Source organism: Streptomyces sp. NPDC046870 (assembly GCF_040704595.1).
Taxonomy (GTDB): domain Bacteria; phylum Actinomycetota; class Actinomycetes; order Streptomycetales; family Streptomycetaceae; genus Streptomyces; species Streptomyces argyrophylli.
The window spans coordinates 1-18,026 of sequence record NZ_JBEYXM010000050.1 but is presented as its reverse complement, the minus strand read 5'-3'; the positions used below and the strand labels follow the sequence as shown (position 1 = coordinate 18,026).

The 18,026-nt window shown below is 74.2% G+C and carries 12 protein-coding genes; 10 read left to right on the top strand and 2 right to left on the bottom strand.

All coding sequences use genetic code 11. The features are described from left to right. The first annotated feature begins 139 nt into the window (after positions 1 to 139). The 9 genes from AB0946_RS41335 (at position 140) to AB0946_RS41295 (ending at position 12,259) form a co-directional block, all read left to right on the top strand. The gene (locus AB0946_RS41335; protein WP_366765906.1) at positions 140 to 955 is read left to right on the top strand and encodes a class I SAM-dependent methyltransferase; all 816 of its coding nucleotides are present in this window, start codon (positions 140 to 142) and stop codon (positions 953 to 955) included. Positions 956 to 1,285: 330 nt separating this feature from the next. Further along, positions 1,286 to 2,245, top strand: a complete 960-nt coding sequence (locus AB0946_RS41330; RefSeq protein WP_366765904.1) for an alpha/beta hydrolase — start codon at positions 1,286 to 1,288, stop codon at positions 2,243 to 2,245. A 299-nt stretch (positions 2,246 to 2,544) separates the two neighbouring features. After that, positions 2,545 to 5,766 (top strand): LuxR C-terminal-related transcriptional regulator, encoded by a 3,222-nt coding sequence (locus AB0946_RS41325; RefSeq protein WP_366765905.1) that lies wholly within the window; start codon positions 2,545 to 2,547, stop codon positions 5,764 to 5,766. 66 nt (positions 5,767 to 5,832) lie between these two features. Next, positions 5,833 to 7,095, top strand: a complete 1,263-nt coding sequence (locus tag AB0946_RS41320; RefSeq protein ID WP_366765903.1) for a helix-turn-helix domain-containing protein — start codon at positions 5,833 to 5,835, stop codon at positions 7,093 to 7,095. Between the two features lie 294 nt (positions 7,096 to 7,389). Continuing rightward, positions 7,390 to 8,160 (top strand): ABC transporter ATP-binding protein, encoded by a 771-nt coding sequence (locus tag AB0946_RS41315; RefSeq protein ID WP_366765902.1) that lies wholly within the window; start codon positions 7,390 to 7,392, stop codon positions 8,158 to 8,160. Beyond that, on the top strand, positions 8,157 to 8,936 hold the full coding sequence (locus AB0946_RS41310; RefSeq protein WP_366765901.1) for an ABC transporter ATP-binding protein: 780 nt from the start codon (positions 8,157 to 8,159) through the stop codon (positions 8,934 to 8,936). Before AB0946_RS41315 ends, AB0946_RS41310 begins: the two co-directional genes overlap by 4 nt. Then, complete coding sequence (locus tag AB0946_RS41305; protein ID WP_366765900.1) at positions 8,933 to 9,829, top strand: branched-chain amino acid ABC transporter permease; 897 nt, start codon at positions 8,933 to 8,935, stop codon at positions 9,827 to 9,829. The genes AB0946_RS41310 and AB0946_RS41305 overlap by 4 nt, the downstream gene beginning before the upstream one ends. Next, positions 9,822 to 10,991 carry a branched-chain amino acid ABC transporter permease gene (locus AB0946_RS41300; RefSeq protein WP_366765899.1) on the top strand — a complete coding sequence of 390 codons (1,170 nt, stop codon included), beginning with the start codon at positions 9,822 to 9,824 and terminating at the stop codon, positions 10,989 to 10,991. The genes AB0946_RS41305 and AB0946_RS41300 overlap by 8 nt, the downstream gene beginning before the upstream one ends. Further along, positions 10,988 to 12,259, top strand: coding sequence for an ABC transporter substrate-binding protein (locus AB0946_RS41295; protein ID WP_366765898.1), 1,272 nt, complete (start codon positions 10,988 to 10,990; stop codon positions 12,257 to 12,259). The genes AB0946_RS41300 and AB0946_RS41295 overlap by 4 nt, the downstream gene beginning before the upstream one ends. Before the next feature lie 70 nt (positions 12,260 to 12,329). Here AB0946_RS41295 and AB0946_RS41290 read toward each other — a convergent pair whose 3' ends face one another. Together AB0946_RS41290 and AB0946_RS41285 are read right to left on the bottom strand one after the other, a co-directional pair. Beyond that, positions 12,330 to 13,640: a hypothetical protein gene (locus AB0946_RS41290; RefSeq protein ID WP_366765897.1), complete on the bottom strand. Its 1,311-nt coding sequence runs from the start codon at positions 13,638 to 13,640 to the stop codon at positions 12,330 to 12,332. 285 nt (positions 13,641 to 13,925) lie between these two features. Then, complete coding sequence (locus AB0946_RS41285) at positions 13,926 to 14,951, bottom strand: helix-turn-helix domain-containing protein (RefSeq protein WP_366765896.1); 1,026 nt, start codon at positions 14,949 to 14,951, stop codon at positions 13,926 to 13,928. A 494-nt stretch (positions 14,952 to 15,445) separates the two neighbouring features. On the opposite strand from AB0946_RS41285, the gene AB0946_RS41280 reads away from it, so the two are divergent. Next, on the top strand, positions 15,446 to 17,854 hold the full coding sequence (locus AB0946_RS41280; RefSeq protein WP_366765895.1) for a M4 family metallopeptidase: 2,409 nt from the start codon (positions 15,446 to 15,448) through the stop codon (positions 17,852 to 17,854). Positions 17,855 to 18,026: the final 172 nt, after the last annotated feature.

Here is an 18,026-nt window from a genome sequence, read left to right as displayed (position 1 = left end):
ACCCGCTACGACAAACGCGCCCGCCATTACCAAGCCCTGGTCACCCTCGCCTGCCTACAACTCTGGCTGCCCTGACATTGCGGACACGACCTAGGCTGACCCGGTGACTGGTGAGCGGGAGCGGGTGCAGCCGTCGGGAGTGTGGGCCACGGCGGTGGGGGTGGCCAGGGTGCGGGCGCTGGAGACCGAGCGGGAGGACGCGCTGTTCCGCGACCCACTGGCACGGGCCTTCGCCGCCGCCGGCGGCCTGTGGCCCTCCTCGCGGCCGCTGCCCGACGACGAGGCCGCGCGCCGCCGCCGGCTGGCCGTGTCGTTCTCCATCGTCATCAGGACGAAGTTCCTCGACGACCTGTTGCGGCAGGCCTCCGCGTCCGGGATCCGGCAGGTCGTGCTGCTCGGCGCCGGCATGGACAGCCGGGCCTTCCGGATGGACTGGCCCGAGGGCACCCGGCTGTTCGAGATCGACACCGCCGCACCCCTGGACTTCAAGGCCTCGGTGCTGCGCCAGGAGCGGGCCGTCGCACGCTGCGAGCGGGTCACCGTCGCGGTGGATCTGCGCGAGGACTGGCCGGCCGCGCTGGCCGCCGCAGGGCACGACCCGGCCGCACCGACCGTGTGGATCGCCGAAGGACTGCTGATCTATCTGCCCGAGGACGCCGTGGAGCTCCTGCTGGCCCGGATCAGCGCGCGGTCGGCGGCAGGCAGCCGGATGGGGCTGACCTTGGGCTCGCCCGGCGTGATCGAGCGCTTCGGCGCGGACGCGGAGCCGGGATCGGCGGCGTCCCTGTGGGTCTCGGAGATGCCCGACGATCCGGTGGCCTGGCTGGCCGGGCACGGCTGGGAGGCCGCCTGCCACACCCTGCGGGAGCGCGCTGCCGTCTACGGCCGGCCGGTCGGCACTCCGCCGCGGCGCGAGGAGCGGCCCGGCGGGCTGATCTCGGCGGTCCGCCGGTAGCGGGCCTGCGTCCGGGTCGGCGACGGTTCGACCGGCCAGCGGTGGGGGATCAACGCCGAATCACCGGGGGCGGGAGCGGGCCGGGGGTCGGGTGGGCCGGCCGGCGGACGGCGGTCGTGCGGGGCTTTCGACGGCCCCGTCAGGGGTCGGTGGGGCGCGGGCCGCCGGGCGCGTGTGTGACGAGACCGGTGACATTGCCGGTCCCCTCATGCCCGCCCGGCGTCGACAGTGACACCGCCAGCCCCATGGCGGTGCCCTTCGCCGTCGGATGCTTGTGCGTGCCGACGGCGCCGAACGGGCAGCTCGCCGCGACAGAGAGGACGACTCGTCGTGCAGCACCCCCACACCAGCACCACGTCACCGGTCCACCACCCGGACCCGGCCCTCCCCGACCCGCGTACCAGCCGTCGTGGCCGTCGTGCCGGACGGCTCGCCGCCCTCGCCGCCGCCGTCAGCGCCGTCTTCGGCCTGACCACACTCGGCGGCCCGGCGGCCCACGGCGCGGACAACCCGTTCGAGCGTGGTCCCGCGCCGACCGAATCGAGCATCGAGGCGCTCCGCGGGCCGTACGCGGTGTCGGAGACGACCGTCTCCCGGCTCGCCGTCAGCGGATTCGGCGGAGGCACCATCTACTACCCGACCAGCACCGCCGACGGCACCTTCGGGGCCGTGGCCGTCTCGCCCGGCTACACCGGCACCCAGTCCTCCATCTCCTGGCTGGGCCCGCGCCTGGCGTCACAGGGGTTCGTGGTCTTCACCATCGACACGCTCACCACGCTGGACCAGCCGGACTCCCGGGGGAACCAGCTCCTCGCCGCGCTCGACTACCTGACCAGCAGCAGCTCGGTCCGCGGCCGTATCGACTCCACCCGGCTCGGCGTGATGGGCCACTCGATGGGCGGCGGCGGCACTCTGGAGGCCGCGAAGACGCGCCCCTCGTTGCAGGCGGCGATCCCGCTGACCCCGTGGAACCTCGACAAGACCTGGCCCGAGGTCAGGACACCCACCCTGATCTTCGGTGCCGACGGTGACACGATCGCTCCCGTCGCGAGCCACGCCGAACCCTTCTACTCCACTCTCCCCAGCTCCCTCGACCGCGCGTACCTGGAGCTGAACGGCGCCACCCACTTCACGCCCAACACCTCGAACACCACGATCGCGAAGTACAGCGTGTCGTGGCTGAAGCGGTTCATCGACAACGACACCCGCTACGAGCAGTTCCTGTGCCCGCTGCCGCGGCCGAGCCTGACCATCGAGGAGTACCGGGGCAACTGCCCGCACACCGGCTGACCGCGCGCGTGCCCGTGAACTGACCGTCCGTCCGTGACCCGGCCGCGGTCGCCCCAGACGGCGGCCGCCGCCGGTGTTGTGCCGGAGCACCGTTCGCAGCCGTGCGCGGTGTGCCGCCGCACAGACCGCTCCCCGCCCGGCGGCCCGGAACGCGCAGGTGATGTGCCCGAGGCCGGGTGCGGGAGGCCCGGACGCACGGCTTCCACGTTGTTTAACGCGTCAGTAAGGTCGTGGGAATGACCGGACAGACGCCCCTGGGACCCGCCTCACCGCGGTACCGGCCGGGTCCGCAACGGCAGGTGACGGCAGCGTTGTGGGACCGGCTGCGCGGCGGCGGTGCCTGCGCCGTGACCGGCGAGCCGGGGGGTGGCCGCTCGGCCTTCCTCGCCCACGCCGCCCGTGCGTTCACCGCCGGGCCCGTCGTGACCGTGCGCGCCCGCGCCGGGGAGTTCCGGGAGCCGCTGAGCGCGTTCCGCTCGCTGTGCCACGCGGCGGGGACCACCGCCGTCGGCGCCGACCCGGTGCGGGAACTCGTCGCGGCGCTGCGGTCCACGGCCGCGCCCCGGACCGTTCTCCTCTGCGTCGACGACGCCCACCTGTGGGACGCCGCCTCCCGGTCCGCGCTCGGCCGACTCGCCGCCCACCTGTCCGACGGGGGCCGTGCCGCCCTCGTGTGCACCGTCGCCGGACACCGCCCCGTGGACGCGGAGTTCGCCGGGCTGCCGCTCCTGCGCCTGGCTCCCCTGTCCCCGCCGGACGCCGCGGCCCTGCTGGACGACCTCGCGCAGGACGGGCTCGACCCCGGGGTGCGCGACGAGATCGCGGCCGCGGCGCAGGGCAACCCGGCCCTCCTGCTGAGGGTGTTCCACCGCCTGGCCCCGGCCCAGCTGCGCGGGCTCGCGCCCCTGCCGCGGCCCGTGGTCGATGCCGAGACGATGACCGCGCTGGTCGGCGGCCCCCTCACCGAGGCGCTTGCCGGGCATCGCGACCTGCTGCTCGTCACCGCCGCCGCCGCACAGGTGACGGGGGAGACCACCGTCGACGCCGATCTCGCGTGGCGCGCGGCCGGGCGGCTCTCCGCGGGCGCGTCCCGCCTCGGGCCACCGCCGCGGCCACGCGTCCCGCTGGGCGGGCCGCATGCCGCCGACAGCGGCCGGCCGGTGGCGTACCGCGACCCCGTTCCGTACGACGGCGGCGACAGCGGTGACAGCGGTGCCAGTGGTGACGGCCGGCTCTCACCGTCCCCCGCCCCGCTGCCCGAGTCGCTCCACGCCCGCGACGGCCGGATCGGTTTCCGCAGCACGTTGCTGTGCCGCGCGGTGTACGCCGCCGCGCCTGACGAACGGCGCCGTGCCGCGCACGACGCGCTCGCCCGTGCGCTGCCCGACGGACGCGGTCTCACCGCGCTGCTGCACCGCTCGTGGGCCGTCACCGGTCCGGTTCCGTCCCTGGCGTCCGACCTCGCCGCGGCCCAGGCGGAACCGGCGGTGTCACCCGCACTGCGCTGCACGGCGCTCACCCGCGCCGCCGACCTCACCGCGGACGGCGCTCGGCAGGTCCGGTGGTACACGGCCGCCGCCGAACAGGCGCTGCTGGCCGGGCAGTCCGACCGGGCCCTGCGGCTGCTCGGCACGGCCCGCGACCGCCCGGCGCCGCCGGCGGTACGCGCGCGTGCGGAGCTGCTGCGCGGAACGGTGCTGCGGTGGGACGGTCCCGTCGACGACGCCCGCGAAACCTTGCTGCTCGCATCGGAGCTGTTCGCTGCGCACGACCCCGTGCGGTCCGCCGAGGCCGCCTCGGCCGCCGCGGACGCCGCCTGGTCGGCGGGGGACATGGCGGCGTGCCTGAGCGCGCTGACGGTGCAGGGCCCGGTCCGGGACCGCTCGTCGTCCGGCGCTCACGGCGGGGGAGACGCGAACGGCCCGGTCGGCGGGGCCCGGTCGCCCGGGGACCGGGACCCCCTCCCGGCAGCCGGTCCCCGTTCAGCGGGCGAGCCGGCCGGCACCGGCGTACCGTCCGTGGACCCGTCCGTGGTCCTGCACGACCACCGGACGGGCCTGCGGGCCGTCCTGCAAGGCCGCTTCGACCTGGCCGCCGCGCCCTTGCGGCGGGTGGTGGACCGCGCGTGGACGACGGCCGGAGAAGACCGGCCGGCGCGCGGTGCCGACGCCTGTGACGACGAGCTTGCGACCGCGGCCGACCCTCATGACGACCGGCTTGCGCGCGGTGCCGACGACTGTGATGACGACCCGTTCGCGGGCACGGCCGGCCACCCCCGGCAGGCACACCTCACACCCGCCCCCGATCAGTTACCCCACACGACCGGCCCCCTCAGGCCGCCCCCGTTCCCACCGCCGCCCGGCACCCCCGACACGCTCCTGCGAGCGGCCTCCGCCGCGCTGCTGCTCGGTGACACCACCGCCGCCCGGCGGGCCGGTGCGCGGGCGCTCGCGGTGGCCCGTGCGGACGGGGCCGCCGTGCACGAGGCACGGGCCCTGGAGTACCTGGCGTACGGCGAACTCCGGGCGGGACGGCACGCGTCGGCCCGGGCCCATGCCGAGGAGGGCCTGCGCAGCGCGTACCGCACGGGGCAGCGCAACACGGCCGCCCATCACCACGCCGTACTGGCCCTGGCGGCGTCGATCGAGGGCGAGGCGCACACCGTCGCCGAGCATGTGACCGCCGCGCTGGCCACCGCCCGACGGCACGGGCTGGCGCAGGCCGCCGCGCTGGCCCAGTGGGCCGCCGCCCGCGCCGATCTGGGCCACGGCCGTCCGCGCGAGGCCGCCGAGCGGCTCGGCCCGCTGGTGCGGCCCGGCCCGGGGCGCGGGCACTTCGCCGTCTGGATGCTCGCCGTGCCGTGTTACGTCGAGGCGTGCGCGCTGGCCGGACAGCCGGACGAGGCCCGGGAGGCGGTCGAGGACTTCGCGCGCTGGGCGGCGTGTGACGCCGACCGCCAGGCCCCGGCGCAACTCCTGCGCTGCCGCGCCCTGCTGGCCGCGCCCGAGCCGGCCGACGCGCTGTACCGGGAGGCCCTGCGGCGGCACGGCGAGGCCGCCGGTGACTTCGAGCGCGCCCGCACCGAGTTGCTGTACGGCAAGTGGCTGCGCAGACGACGCCGGCTGCGCGAGGCGCGCGGTCATCTGCGGGCCGCCCTGCTCGGCTTCGAACGCTGCGGCGCCCGCCCGTGGGCGCAGCAGGCGGCGGCCGAACTGCGGGCGAACGGCGTGGCCGGGACGGCGGTGACGACCGGAGCGGACGCGGCGGTGCCAGGGGGCGGCGCCCCGGCCTCCGGCGGCATCGCGCCGGACGGGCTGGACCGGCTCACCCCGCAGCAGTTGCGCATCGCCCGCCGTGTCGCCCAGGGCCTGACCAACCGGGAGGTGGCGCTGAGCCTGTCGGTGAGCACCCGCACCGTCGACTACCACCTGCGCAACGTCTTCGCCGCCCTCGGTGTGCGCTCCCGGGTGGAGCTGGTACGCCTGGTGGAGCAGGCGGAAAAGACCGGTGCACAACTCTAGGGACCGACCGGACGGTATGTCATTCTTCGGAGCACGACGCGTCAGCCGACCCTGGGGGAGACCTCCATGCGCCCTGCCGTACGGCCAAGACCCGCGTTCCGCCCGGGAACCCAGCCGGCCTCCCGGCCGCGCGCCCCGCACACCCGGTCGCTGATCGACGCCGAGGCCCTGCGGGTGCTGCACCGCGCCGCCCGGGCGCTGCTGGACGACCTGCCCGGTCTCACCGACCGGCTGGTCTGCGCCCTGCGGGAGAGGGAACCGGCCTACCGGGCCGCACTGGACGACGACCACCCGGGCGTCTGGCACGAGGTGCAGCGCTCGTTGCGGCACAGCGTCTCCTCGCTGCTCGACCCGCGCGGCACCCGTGACTCCGCACACCGCTGCTCCTGGCACATCGGGGTCGGCCGCGCCGAACAGGGGCTGCCGCTGGACGCGCTGCTGCACGCCTTCCGGCTCGGCGGCTCGCTGGTGTGGCAGGAACTCGTCGACGTCACCTCCCGCACCGCGCCGGAGGACGTACGGCTGCTGGTGCATGTGGCGGGCGACGTCTGGGACTTCGTCGACGAACACTGCACGCTCGTCGCGGACGCCTACCGGCAGACCGAACGGCGCCTCGCGTGGCGGCGCGAGAACCGGGTGCGGCTGCTGGCCGCCGCGCTGCTGGACGGTACCGGCCGCATCGCCGACCTGCCGGAGACCGCGCAGGTCCTCGGGCTGCCCGAGCAGGGGCGGTACGTCGTCGTCGCGGTCGCGGGCGAGCGGTCCGCCGAAGCCGTACGGGCCCTGCTGCCTCCGGGTGCGCGGGTCCACTGGCACACCGGGCCGGAGACGGACCACGGCATCGTCCTGGTCGAGGACGGCGTCGTACCGGTGCCGGACCGGACGCCGCCCGGGCTGCGCGTCGGGATCGGCCTCCCCGTCGACGGACTGGCCGGCGTCGGCGAGGCGCGCCGGCTGGCGGGGACCGCCCTGCGGCTGTGCGGCGACGCGGGCGGCACGGTACGGCTCGACGAGCACCTGCCCGAGGCGCTCGTCGTGTCCTGCCCGGAACTCGCCGGTCTGCTCGTGGAGCGCGCGTTCGGCCCGCTCGCGCGGCTGGAACCGGCCGACGCGGACGTGCTGCTCGACACGCTCGCCGCCTGGCTGGCCTGCGACGGCTCCGCCCAGCGGGCGAGCAGGAGGCTGTACTGCCACCGCAACACCGTGCTGAACCGCCTGCGCCGCTACGAGCAGCTGACCGGACGTTCCCTGTCCCGCCCCGCCGACCTGGTGGAGATCGCCCTGGCCCTGACCGCCCGCCGGCTCGCCCCCCACCGGCCGGCCCCCTGACCACCCGGCGACTCCGCGGGTATCCCCCTCGGCGCGCCGGCGCCGCCCCGCCCGGCGAACCAACCCCTGCCCCATCCGCCGCCCCCCACCCGCTCACCACCACCGCACACGTTCGCCCCCCCACCCCACCCCCTGGGCACCCGCACACGTCCCCGGCGTGCTCGTTGGGCCTCCGCACCGACCGTGCCCGCGTGCCTGTCCCCGCTGTCGTCGCCCGTGGTCTCGTGAGCCCCCCAGCCCCAAGCACCAAGGACCAAGGCCCGGCCGTGTGCCGGTCCGGCCTGAGGAGCCGCGATGCCCGAAGCACCACCGGACGACCCGCCCGCCCTGCGCGTCGAGCACGTGGACGTGACGTACGGCCGTGCCGTCTCCGTCCTGCGCGACGTGTCCCTGACCGTGCCGCACGACAGCGTGGTCGCGTTGCTCGGCGCCAACGGCGCCGGGAAGACCACGCTGCTGCGCGCCCTGTCGGGCACGCTGCGCCTGCACCGGGGCGCGATCAGCGCCGGCCGTGTCCGCTACGGCGGCACCGCCCTCGACGGCCGCGACCCCGTCGCCGCCGTACGGGCCGGGGTGGTGCAGGTGCCCGAGGGGCGGCGGGTCTTCACCGGCCTCACCGTCGACGAGAACCTGCGCAGCGGCGGCCTCGGTCTCAGCCGCCGCGGCGCCGCGCAGGCCGCCGAGGCCCGCGACCGCGTCTTCACGCTGTTCCCGCGGCTGGCCGAACGCCGCCGGCAGGCCGCCGGGCTTCTCTCCGGCGGTGAGCAGCAGATGCTGGCCATCGGCCGCGCCCTCATGGCCGCGCCGCGTCTGCTGCTGCTGGACGAGCCGTCGCTCGGCCTGGCCCCGCTCATGGTGGACCGGATCGGCGAGGTGATCCGCGAGATCCACGCCCAGGGCACCGCCGTGCTGCTGGTGGAGCAGAACGCCGGGATGGCCCTGTCCCTCGCCGACCACGCCCATGTCCTGGAGACCGGGGAGGTGCGGCTGTCCGGCCCCGCCGCCGCTCTCGCCGGCACGGACGCGGTGCGCCGGCTCTACCTGGGCGAGGAGGGGGCCGCATGACCGTTCCCGTTCTGCGCGTGCGGGACGTCACCGTCCGGTTCGCCGGGCTCACCGCCCTGGACGCGGTCTCCTTCACCGTCGCGCCCCGCACGGTGCACGCCCTCATCGGGCCCAACGGCGCCGGCAAGTCCACCTGTTTCAACGTGCTGTCCGGTCTCGCCCGCCCCGCGAGCGGCACGGTCCGGCTCGGCGGCACGGACCTGAGCCGGCTCGCCCCGCACCGCATCGCCGCGCTCGGCGTGGCCCGCACGTTCCAGAACATCGTCACCACCGCGGGCACGGTCGCCGACAACCTGATGCTCGGCCGGCACCTCCACGCACGGGCCGGCTTCCTCGCGAGCGCCCTGCGGCTTCCGTGGGCGGTGCGCGAGGAGCGGGCCCACCTCTCCCACGCCCGGCGGATCGCCGAACTCACCGGACTGGCCGCACACTTCGACAGCCCGGTGGGCCTGCTGCCGTACGGCGACCGCAAGCGGGTGGAGCTGGCCCGCGCCCTGTGCCTGGAGCCGCGCGTGCTGCTCCTGGACGAACCGGTGGCCGGCATGAACGCCGCCGAACGCGCCCTCACCGCCGAGGTCATCGGGCGGATCCGCGCCGAACTCGACCTGTCCGTGCTGCTGGTGGAGCACGACATGGGCCTGGTGATGCGCCTCGCCGACGAGGTGACGGTCCTCGACTTCGGCCGTCGTATCGCCCACGGCACACCGGACGAGGTCCGCAGCGATCCCGAGGTGCTGCGCGCCTACCTCGGCACACCACAGGAGGGAGCCGCGTGACCGGTCTTCTCGACGACCTGCTGGGCGGGCTCGCCCTCGGCGCGGTCTACGCTCTGGTCGCCCTCGGCTTCGTCGTCATCTTCAAGGCGTCGGGCGTCCTGAACTTCGCCCACGGCTCCCTGCTCCTGCTCGGCGGCTACCTCACCGCCGTCCTGCACGACGACATCGGCTTCGCCGGAGCCCTCGCGGTGGGCGTCCTCGCCACCGCCCTCCTCGCCGGCGGCATCGACCGGCTGCTGCTGCGACGCGGAGACCCGGACCCGCACACCGCGCACGTCCAGACGATCGTCACGATCGGTGTCGACATCGTGCTGCTCACCGACCTGTCCCGGCGCATCGGCGGCGACCTGCTGTCGCTGGGCGACCCCTGGGGCGACGCGGTGACCCGGGTCGGGCCGGTGACGGTCGCCGACAGCCGGCTCGCCGCGATCGCGGTGTCCGCAGTGGCCATCGCCGTCGTCTTCGGCCTGTTCCGGTACACCCGCTGGGGGTTGTCCCTGCGGGCCGCCGGGGAGGACCTGGAGGCGGCCGCGCTCATGGGCGTACGCCTGTCCCGGGTGCGTACGCTCGCCTGGTGCCTGGCGGGTGCGCTGGCCGCGCTGGCGGCGGTGTTCCTCGCCGCGTTCCCCGCCCCGGGCCTGGAGCGGACCACCGGGCAGATCGCGTTGAAGGCGTTCCCGGCCGCCGTTCTCGGCGGCATGGCCTCGCCGGCCGGCGCGCTCGCCGGCAGCCTGCTGATCGGGCTGACGGAGGCGCTGGTCGCCGGTCACCAGTCGGAGCTGAGCCTGCTGGGCGAGGGGTTCGGCGATGTCGCCCCCTACGCCGTGATGGTCCTGGTGCTGCTGGTCAGGCCCACCGGACTGTTCGGCGCGAAGGGAGCGGCCCGTGTCTGAGCGCCGTCTGCCGAAACCGGCCGGGACCCTCCTGGCCGCGCTCGTCCTGTGCGTTCCCCCGTTCTACCTGGACGCCTTTTGGCTGCGCGTCGGACTGTTCTCGGTGGCCGCCGCCATCGGCGCCGCAGGGCTGTCGCTGCTCAGCGGCACGGCCGGCCAGCTCTCCCTCGGCCACGCCTTCTTCCTCGCGGTCGGCGCCTACGGCTACACCTGGCTGGCCGGCGAGCCGGGTCCGGGGTTGCCGACGGCCGTCGCCGCCGTCCTCGCGGTGCTGCTGGCCGGGGCCGCGGGCGGTCTGTTCAGCCCCGTCGCCGGCCGGGTGCGCGGCATCTACCTGGGCGTGGCCACGCTCGCCCTGGTCTTCCTCGGTCACCATGTGCTGCTCACCGCGGACTCCGTCACCGGCGGCTTCAACGGCCGCTCCGTGCCGCCGCTCCGCCTCGGCGGCTTCGGCTTCACGGCGGACCAGCCCGAACCGACCGTGCTGGGCGTGCCGTTCGGTGCCGAGGAACGCCTGTGGTTCCTGGCCGTGACCCTGCTGGGGCTGACCTGGTTCACCGGCCGGGGCCTGGTGCGCTCCCGCCCCGGCCGGGCCCTCGCGGCGCTGCGGGACAGCGAGGTCGCGGCCTCCGTGATGGGCGTGGACGTGGCCCGTCACCGCGCGGCCGCCTTCGTCGTGTCGTCGATGTACGCGGGGACGGCCGGCGTCCTGCTGGCCCTGGTCTTCCGGCGCGTCGTCCCCGACTACTTCTCCCTCGCCCTCTCGGTCGACTACCTCGCCATGATCGTGCTCGGCGGTCTCGGCTCGGTGGCCGGGGCCACGGCGGGCGCGGTCTTCGTCACCGCGCTGCCGCTGCTGCTGACCCGGTACGCCGACCAGTTGCCCCTGGTGGCCGCCCCGGGCTCCGCCGACGGCACGGTCGGCCCGACGGAAGCGGCCCGCTACCTCTACGGGGCCGCCATCGTCGTCGTCCTGCTCCACGCCCCCGACGGCCTGCACGGCCTCGCCCGCCGCCTGCGCGCCCGCGTCCGGCGCGGCCGGCGTACCGGCCCGGGCACCGGCCCGTCCCCGCATCCGTCCCCCCGGCCGTCCGGGCATCCGCCTGCCCATCCGCCCGCACACCCCGTCGCACCCGTACGACCCGAGGAGCAGACCCCGTGAACACCCCGCACCCCGGACACCGTGTCACCACGACCGTCCTCGCCGGAGCCCTGGCCCTGCTGGTCGCCGCCACCGGATGCAGCGCCAAGGCGGGCGGCAGGAGCGGCACCGAAGGCGCCGACGGCGTCCGCACCGGCCCCGGAGTCACCGCCGGGACCATCCGGCTGGGCGCCCTCACCGACCTGACCGGCCCCTACGCCACCCTCGGCAAGAGCATCGTCCAGGCCCAGCAGATGTGGGCCGACGAGACCAACGCGGCCGGCGGCATCTGCGGCCGCAAGGTGAAGATCGTCGTCAAGGACCACGGGTACGACGTCCAGAAGGCGGTCACCGCCTACGCCGACATCTCTCCCGACGTCGTCGCCCTGCCGCAGGTCATCGGCTCACCCGTGGTCGCGGCCCTGCTCGACGACGTCCAGCGCGACCACCTGCTCACCTTTCCGCAGGCATGGGCCGCCTCCCTGCTCGGCAAGGACCCCGTCCAGGTCCTCGGCACCACCTACGACCTCGACATGATCGCCGCCGTCGACTTCCTCACCCGCACGAGGAAACTGCGCAAGGGCGACACCGTCGGCCACGTCTACTTCGAGGGGGACTACGGCGCCAACGCCCTGGAGGGATCCACCTGGGCGGCGAGGAAGGCGGGCGTGAAGGTCGTCGGACAGAAGATCAAGGCGACCGACACCGATCTGTCCGCACAGGTCTCGGCGCTGCGCAAGGAGGGGGTGAAGGCGATCCTGGTCAGCGCCGGGCCCGCGCAGACCGCGTCCCTCGTCGGTGTCGCCGCCTCCCGCGGCCTGCGCGTCCCCGTCGTCAGCAGCGCCCCGGGCTTCGCCCCGCAACTGATGAAGACACCGGCCGCGCCGGCCCTGACCGCGATGCTCCACGTGATCAGCTCCGCCCCCGCGGTCAGCTCCGGACTCCCCGGCGTACGGCGGATGGTGACGGCCTACCAGGACAGGTATCCCGGCTCCCCCGTCGACTCGGGCGTACTGTCCGGCTACAACGCCGCCAAGCTGCTCGGCGCCGACCTGAAGAAGGCCTGTGCCGCGGGGAGTCTCGCCCGCGAGGACGTCGTGAAGGCACACCGTTCGCAGCGTGCCGCGGACACCGGTCTGGGTGTCCCGCTGGACTTCTCCGACGTGAACCGTCCCGCGAGCGTCGCCGTGTACACGCTCAAGCCGGACGCGGACGCGCCGGGCGGCCTGGTGGGCGCGGAGGACGCGCACCGGATACCGGGGGCGGAGGAGTACCTGGCCGGGCGCTGATCCGGGGCCACGCGGGCAGGGTGAGGCCGGACCCCGGGTGCTGCCGCCCTGCCGGCGTGGCCGGAGCGGATCACCGCTGGCTCTTGATGTCCCACAGCGTCCGCTGGATGGGGCCGGAGGAGAGATCGACGAGACCGTACCGGCTCACCAGCTCGCGTTGTTCCTCTCCGGACACCTGGCCGCGGCTCTCCTCACCCTTGCGCGCCACGCTCGACTGCACGGCCGCACCGTGCTTGCCGAACCTCCAGTAGACCGTGACGTAGCGGGGGTCCCTGGTGTTCTCGTCGATCGCGTTGTTCTCGTGCACGCGGGCTCGGTAGACGAGGGAGTCGGTGCCGTTCTTCTGCTGTTTCCTCACCCACGACGCGACGTCGCCGCCCTTCCAGGAAGTGGTCATGAACCGGAGCGGTGGATCCAGCACGATCTGGTCCTTGCGCGCGAGGCTCGCGGTGGCATAGAACGCCACCTGGTCGTACCTCGTGTCCATGGACAGTTGCACCACCACGCGCGTGGTGAAGACGTCGTTCGCCTCGATCCAGTCCCCGGGGAACGCCCACGGTTTGGCTTCCACCATGTCGCCGGGGTGGTAGATCTCCCTGCGGGAGAGCGGGTTCACCTCTCCCGAGGAGTGCGCCCACTGCTCGGCGTCCTTCCGCCACTGCTCGCGGGGCCGGTCCTTCGTGCTCAGGTCCACCCGCAGCCCCATGGCGTGGAACTCGGTGCCGAGTACGTAGAATCCCGCGTCGGCGTGGTTCTGGAGCGTGATGTCGACCGGTACGGCGAACGCCTTGTGGTCCTTCCTCGGTACGGGCTTTCCCACGGCCAGCGTGATGATGGGCCTCGTTTCCCGCCGGTAGGGCAGATAGAGGTTCTGGTAGGCGAAGTTGGTGAGCGCGAAGAGCGTGGAGACGATCAGCGCGGCTGCCACCCTTTTCGGCGCGGGCACCGACGCCAACGTCCGCCACACGGTGAAGGCGGCCCATGCCGCCCCCGCCGCGAGTACGCCGAACAGCACGGGGAAACGCAGGTCGTCACCGTTCTTCACCGTCCGCAGGCACAGCAGGGTGTTCGGCAGGAACGCGGCGAACGTGCCGACCAGTGCGAGCAGGCCGGAGTACTGGAAGCTGTGCCGGACCCAGTGGTCCAGGGCCGCCACGGCGCCGAGGAGCGTGGTGAACGCGAACAGGACCAGGACGGCACCGGTGAGGCGGCCGGGGAAGGTCAGGGCGTGGGCGAAGTCGTCGAGGCCGAACCGGCACAGCACGGCCGTCGTCGTGAGGAGGACCAGGAGGGTCACCGCCATGTCCACCCGGGCCCGCCGGGTGTTCAGCGAGGGGGGACGCGGGCGCGGGCCGGGCCGAGGTCTGAGCGGGGTCTTCACGCGATCGTCTCCTGGGGGCCACCGGCCGTCGCGGCGTCCTGCGATGCGACGGCGGTGACGGCCTCCAACGGTTCGCACACCATGGTCCGCGGTGATCCACCCGACGTGTGTCCGGCCCGGCCAGGAGATCACCGCTTCGTGTCGGCCCCTGTGGTCCGGACGACGCAGCATGTCCACCGCCGCCCCGACGCGCCGACGTCACCGCGCGGGGCCCACGGGCGCCCTGGCGCACCTTTCACGGCACGCCGGGACGAGCCGTACCGCCGACCTGGCGCCGTCACACCGTCATTCCTCCTCGTCCGCGCCCGTGGGCTGCGTGAACGCCGAAGGCTCGTGCAGCCATCCCCGGCGAGCGGCCTGGACCGCGGCCTGGAAGCGGGTGGCGGCACCCAGTTCGGTCATCAGATGGCGGATGCGGCGCTGGGTGGTGCGCTGGCTCCAGCCCTGGGCGCGGGCGATCGCCGCGTCCGAGCAGCCCGCGGCGAGCAGCTTGACGAGGGCGAGGTGGTCGGGATGGCCGGAGGCGGCGGCCGGGGCCGTGGGCGGTGCGGGGGCCTGGAGGGGGGAGCCGCGGTCCCACTCCGCTTCGAAGAGCGCTTCCAGCGCGGTCAGCATCGGCGAGCGGTGGACCAGGTACGCGGCGAGGTGCCCGCCCGGGGCGAGGCTGAAGGGGATGACCGCCTGCGCGTCGTCGGCGATCACGAGTTTGATCGGCAAGTGCGCCCGCACCCGGGCCTGTTCGCCGGTGCGTATGCTCGGCAGGATGTCGTCGCCCAGGCGGCCCGGCCAGGCGACCGCGCTCCGGTCGTAGAGCACGCGGTGGGTGACACCCGAACGCTGTCTGCGACGCTGTTCGTCCAGATTGCTGCCGGGGCGGTCCACGTAGGGCGGCCGGTCGAAGGTGCGGATCTGACGGCGTGCGCCGGCGGTGAGCCTGCGGACGGCGGCGCTGATGTCGTCACGGCCGCGGAGCACCTCCACCGCGATGTCCGGGTCGGCGATCCGCAGTGCCTCGCGGTGTCTGTCGGTCAGTTGGCGCACCAGCGCGCGAGCCGTGTCGAGCTGCCGTTCGCGTTCCTTGATCAGCTCATTGACCGCGACATCGGGGGCGGTCGCGGCGAAGCGTGGGGGACGGCCCGCCGATCTGGTCGCGAGACCCGCTTTCACCAAGGCGGACAGCAGCCGCCCCGCCGCGCTCGTACTCGTCCCGCAGGCGCCCGCCACCTCGGAGGCGGTGCTGTGGGGCAGACCGATCAGCGCCGTGTAGACACGTTGTGCTTCATCGTCGAGTCCGACGACGTCCAGTTCCATTGAGCCATCCTCGCGGCGCGAAAAGGGGCGTTGTGCCGCCGTGACGCGGGGCCGGCGTCCTCGTCGCACGTGTGCGCACCGGCGCCGGTCCCACGACCCAGCCGCCGTGGTGAACGGAGCCCGGCGCTGTCTTGTTCCGTGCCGTGCGGGGCACGGCATCCGCCCGCCCGCCGGCCGTGTACACCCTTGCGGTTACCGACGACGGCACCTTCTGTTTCCGCTCCGCCACTTGCTGGCCGATCGCTGCCACCTGGCGAAAACCGGCCACCTCGACACCCTAGCGCCGCTTCCGCATGCGTTGGCATCTTCACTCCGGTGAGGCGGTGTTGACCGTCAGATGGCGCTCGGCCCACGTCCCCTGGAACGTGCGGTCGCGCGTACGGCCCGCCGGCGCGCCACACATCTGAGGTCCCGCCGGCGAGGCCGTGGCCTCCGGCCTCCCCGTAACAGCGGCCGTCCGCACCGACGGACGGCCGAACGGAAGGACTCTTGGGTTGAATCACTCCCGTAACAGGGCCGCGTCCCCCCAGGGTGCGCACGGGCCCCGACGGCGCCTGGCCACGACCGTGGTGATCACGGCCGCGGCACTCGCGTTCACCGCGCTGCCCGGCTCGGCCGGTGCCGCCTCCCTCTCCCACGCCCCCGAAGACACCCGCGCGACGGCAGCGCCCCGGCAGATCAAGGCGGTGGCCAGGCCGGGGTCCGGGAGCGTCCAGCTGTCGCCCGGGCAGCGCCGGCGGCTGCTCGACCGTGCGGCCAAGGCGGCGCCGGACACCGCCCGTTCACTGGGTCTCGGCCCGCGGGAGAAGCTGATCCCGAGGGACGTGGTCCAGGACGCCGACGGCACGGTCCACACCCGCTACGCGCGCACCTATGCCGGGCTGACCGTGATCGGCGGTGACCTGGTCGTCCACCAGCGACAGGGAGCGCGTACCGTCACCTACGCCTCCGAGAAGAAGCTGACCCTGCCGACGACCGAGGCGAAGGTGCCGGCCGCCACCGCGAAGAAGGCGGCCCTGAGCAAGGCCACGGCGAAGGGCACCCACAAGGCGGCCACGCACACGGCCCCCCGCAAGGTCGTCTGGATGCTCGGCGACCAGCCGCGACTGGCCTGGGAGACGGTCGTCACCGGCGTGCAGCGGGACGGTTCCCCCAGCGAACGCCACGTCGTGACGGACGCCGCGAGCGAGGCCGTGCTGGGCAACGCCGAACACGTGGAGTCCGCCCAGGGCAACAGCCTCTACAGCGGGCAGGTCACGATCGGCTCCACCCGCCAGGACGACGGCACGTACACCCTGACCGACCCCGTGCGCGGTGGTCACCGCACGCTCGACTCGAGCGTCACCTCCAACGGTGTCCCGTTCACCAGCGATGTCGACGTGTGGGGCGACGGCACGGCGGCGAACCCCCAGACCGCGGCGGTGGACGCCGCGTACGGCGCCAGGACGACGTGGGACTTCTACCTCGACCGGTTCGGCCGCAAGGGCATAGCCGACGACGGCCGCGGCAGCACCTCCCGGGTCCACTACGAACAGCAGCCCGGGGTCCCCCTCGCCAACGCCAACTGGCAGGACGGCTGCTTCTGCATGAGCTACGGCGACGGCGCGGACGGACACCACCCGGTGACCTCCCTGGACATAGCCGCGCACGAGATGACGCACGGCGTCACCTCCGCCACGGCCGGGCTGGGCGACTACGGCGAATCACCGGCCCTCAACGAGGCGATCAGCGACATGATGGCCGCCGCCGTGGAGTTCTACGCCGACAACCCGAACGACGTGCCCGACTACACGATGGCCGAGCTGGACGACCTGCACGGCGACGGCAAGCCCATCCGGTACATGGACCTGCCCTCCAAGGCCGGCATCAGCGCCGTCGGTTACGCGCCCCTGGACTACTGGACGCCCCAGGCGAAGTCGGACGAACCGCACATGGCGGCCGGGGTGGGAGACCACTTCTTCTACCTGCTCGCCGAGGGCAGCGGGCGGAAGACCATCAACGGCGTGGCCTACGACAGCCCCACCCATGACGGGCTGCCGGTGGCGGGCATCGGGCTGACCGGCGCCGCCGACGTGATGTACCGCGCGCTCACCGTCTACATGACCAGCACCACCGACTACGCCGGCGCCCGCACCGCGACGCTCCAGGCCGCCGCCGACCTCTACGGTTCGGGCAGCGACGCCTACGAGGCCGTCGCCAACGCCTGGGCGGCCGTCAACGTGGGGTCCGGTTTCGTCCACCACATCGCCGTCGAGCCGCCGCCGACCGAGCCGGTGGCGGTCGGCCAGCCCGTCAGCCGCCGGATCACCGCCTCCAGCAGCCGTCCCGGCAAGCTGACCTACTCCGCCAGGTCGCTGCCCCGGGGACTGTCGATCGACCACGCCACCGGCCTGATCACCGGTACCCCGGACAAGGCCGGCGACTACAGCTCGGCCATCGACATCACGGACGCGGCCGGAGACACCCGGAACCTCTCGTTCACCTGGACCGCCCTCGAATCCGGCGGCCACTTCTTCGTCAACCCCACCACGTACGTGATCCCCAAGTGGGGCACCGTCGAGTCCCCGCTGGTCGTCCGGGGGAAGCCGGGCAACGCACCGAGCGACCTCAAGGTCACGGTCGACCTCGACCACGGGTTCAGCAACGCCATGGTGATCGACCTGATCGCCCCCGACGGCAGCGTCATCCACGTCAAGCCCTGGGGACCCTGGGTGCTCACGCCCGAACTGCACGAGACCTACACGGTCGACGCCTCGGCGGTCACCAGGACCGGCACCTGGAAGCTGCGCGTGACCGACGGCACCCCGGGCTTCTACGACCTCGACCCGGGTCATCTCCAGCGCTGGAGCCTGGACTTCTCCGGCGCCGGCCCCGCGGCCGCGACCGGCGCGTCCGCCCGGTAGAACGCGTAACGGCCACCGCTCGGCAACCAGGGTTCCCCCTGGAGACCGAGCGGTGGCCGTCCGCGGTTCCCGGACCGCTCAGGTTCCGGGGCGGGCCGGTCGGCCGGCCGGGGCGGCGCCGGTGGCCCAGCTGCTGAGGATGCGCAGGGACTCGGCCGTGGCGGAACCGGGC

What these genes read in the sequence shown, in the direction of transcription:
- AB0946_RS41285 (WP_366765896.1), bottom strand. Translation starts at nt 14,951, where the DNA reads ATGGAACTGGACGTCGTCGGACTCGACGATGAAGCACAACGTGTCTAC.
- AB0946_RS41320 (WP_366765903.1), top strand. Translation starts at nt 5,833, where the DNA reads ATGCGCCCTGCCGTACGGCCAAGACCCGCGTTCCGCCCGGGAACCCAG.
- AB0946_RS41315 (WP_366765902.1), top strand. Translation starts at nt 7,390, where the DNA reads ATGCCCGAAGCACCACCGGACGACCCGCCCGCCCTGCGCGTCGAGCAC.
- AB0946_RS41310 (WP_366765901.1), top strand. Translation starts at nt 8,157, where the DNA reads ATGACCGTTCCCGTTCTGCGCGTGCGGGACGTCACCGTCCGGTTCGCC.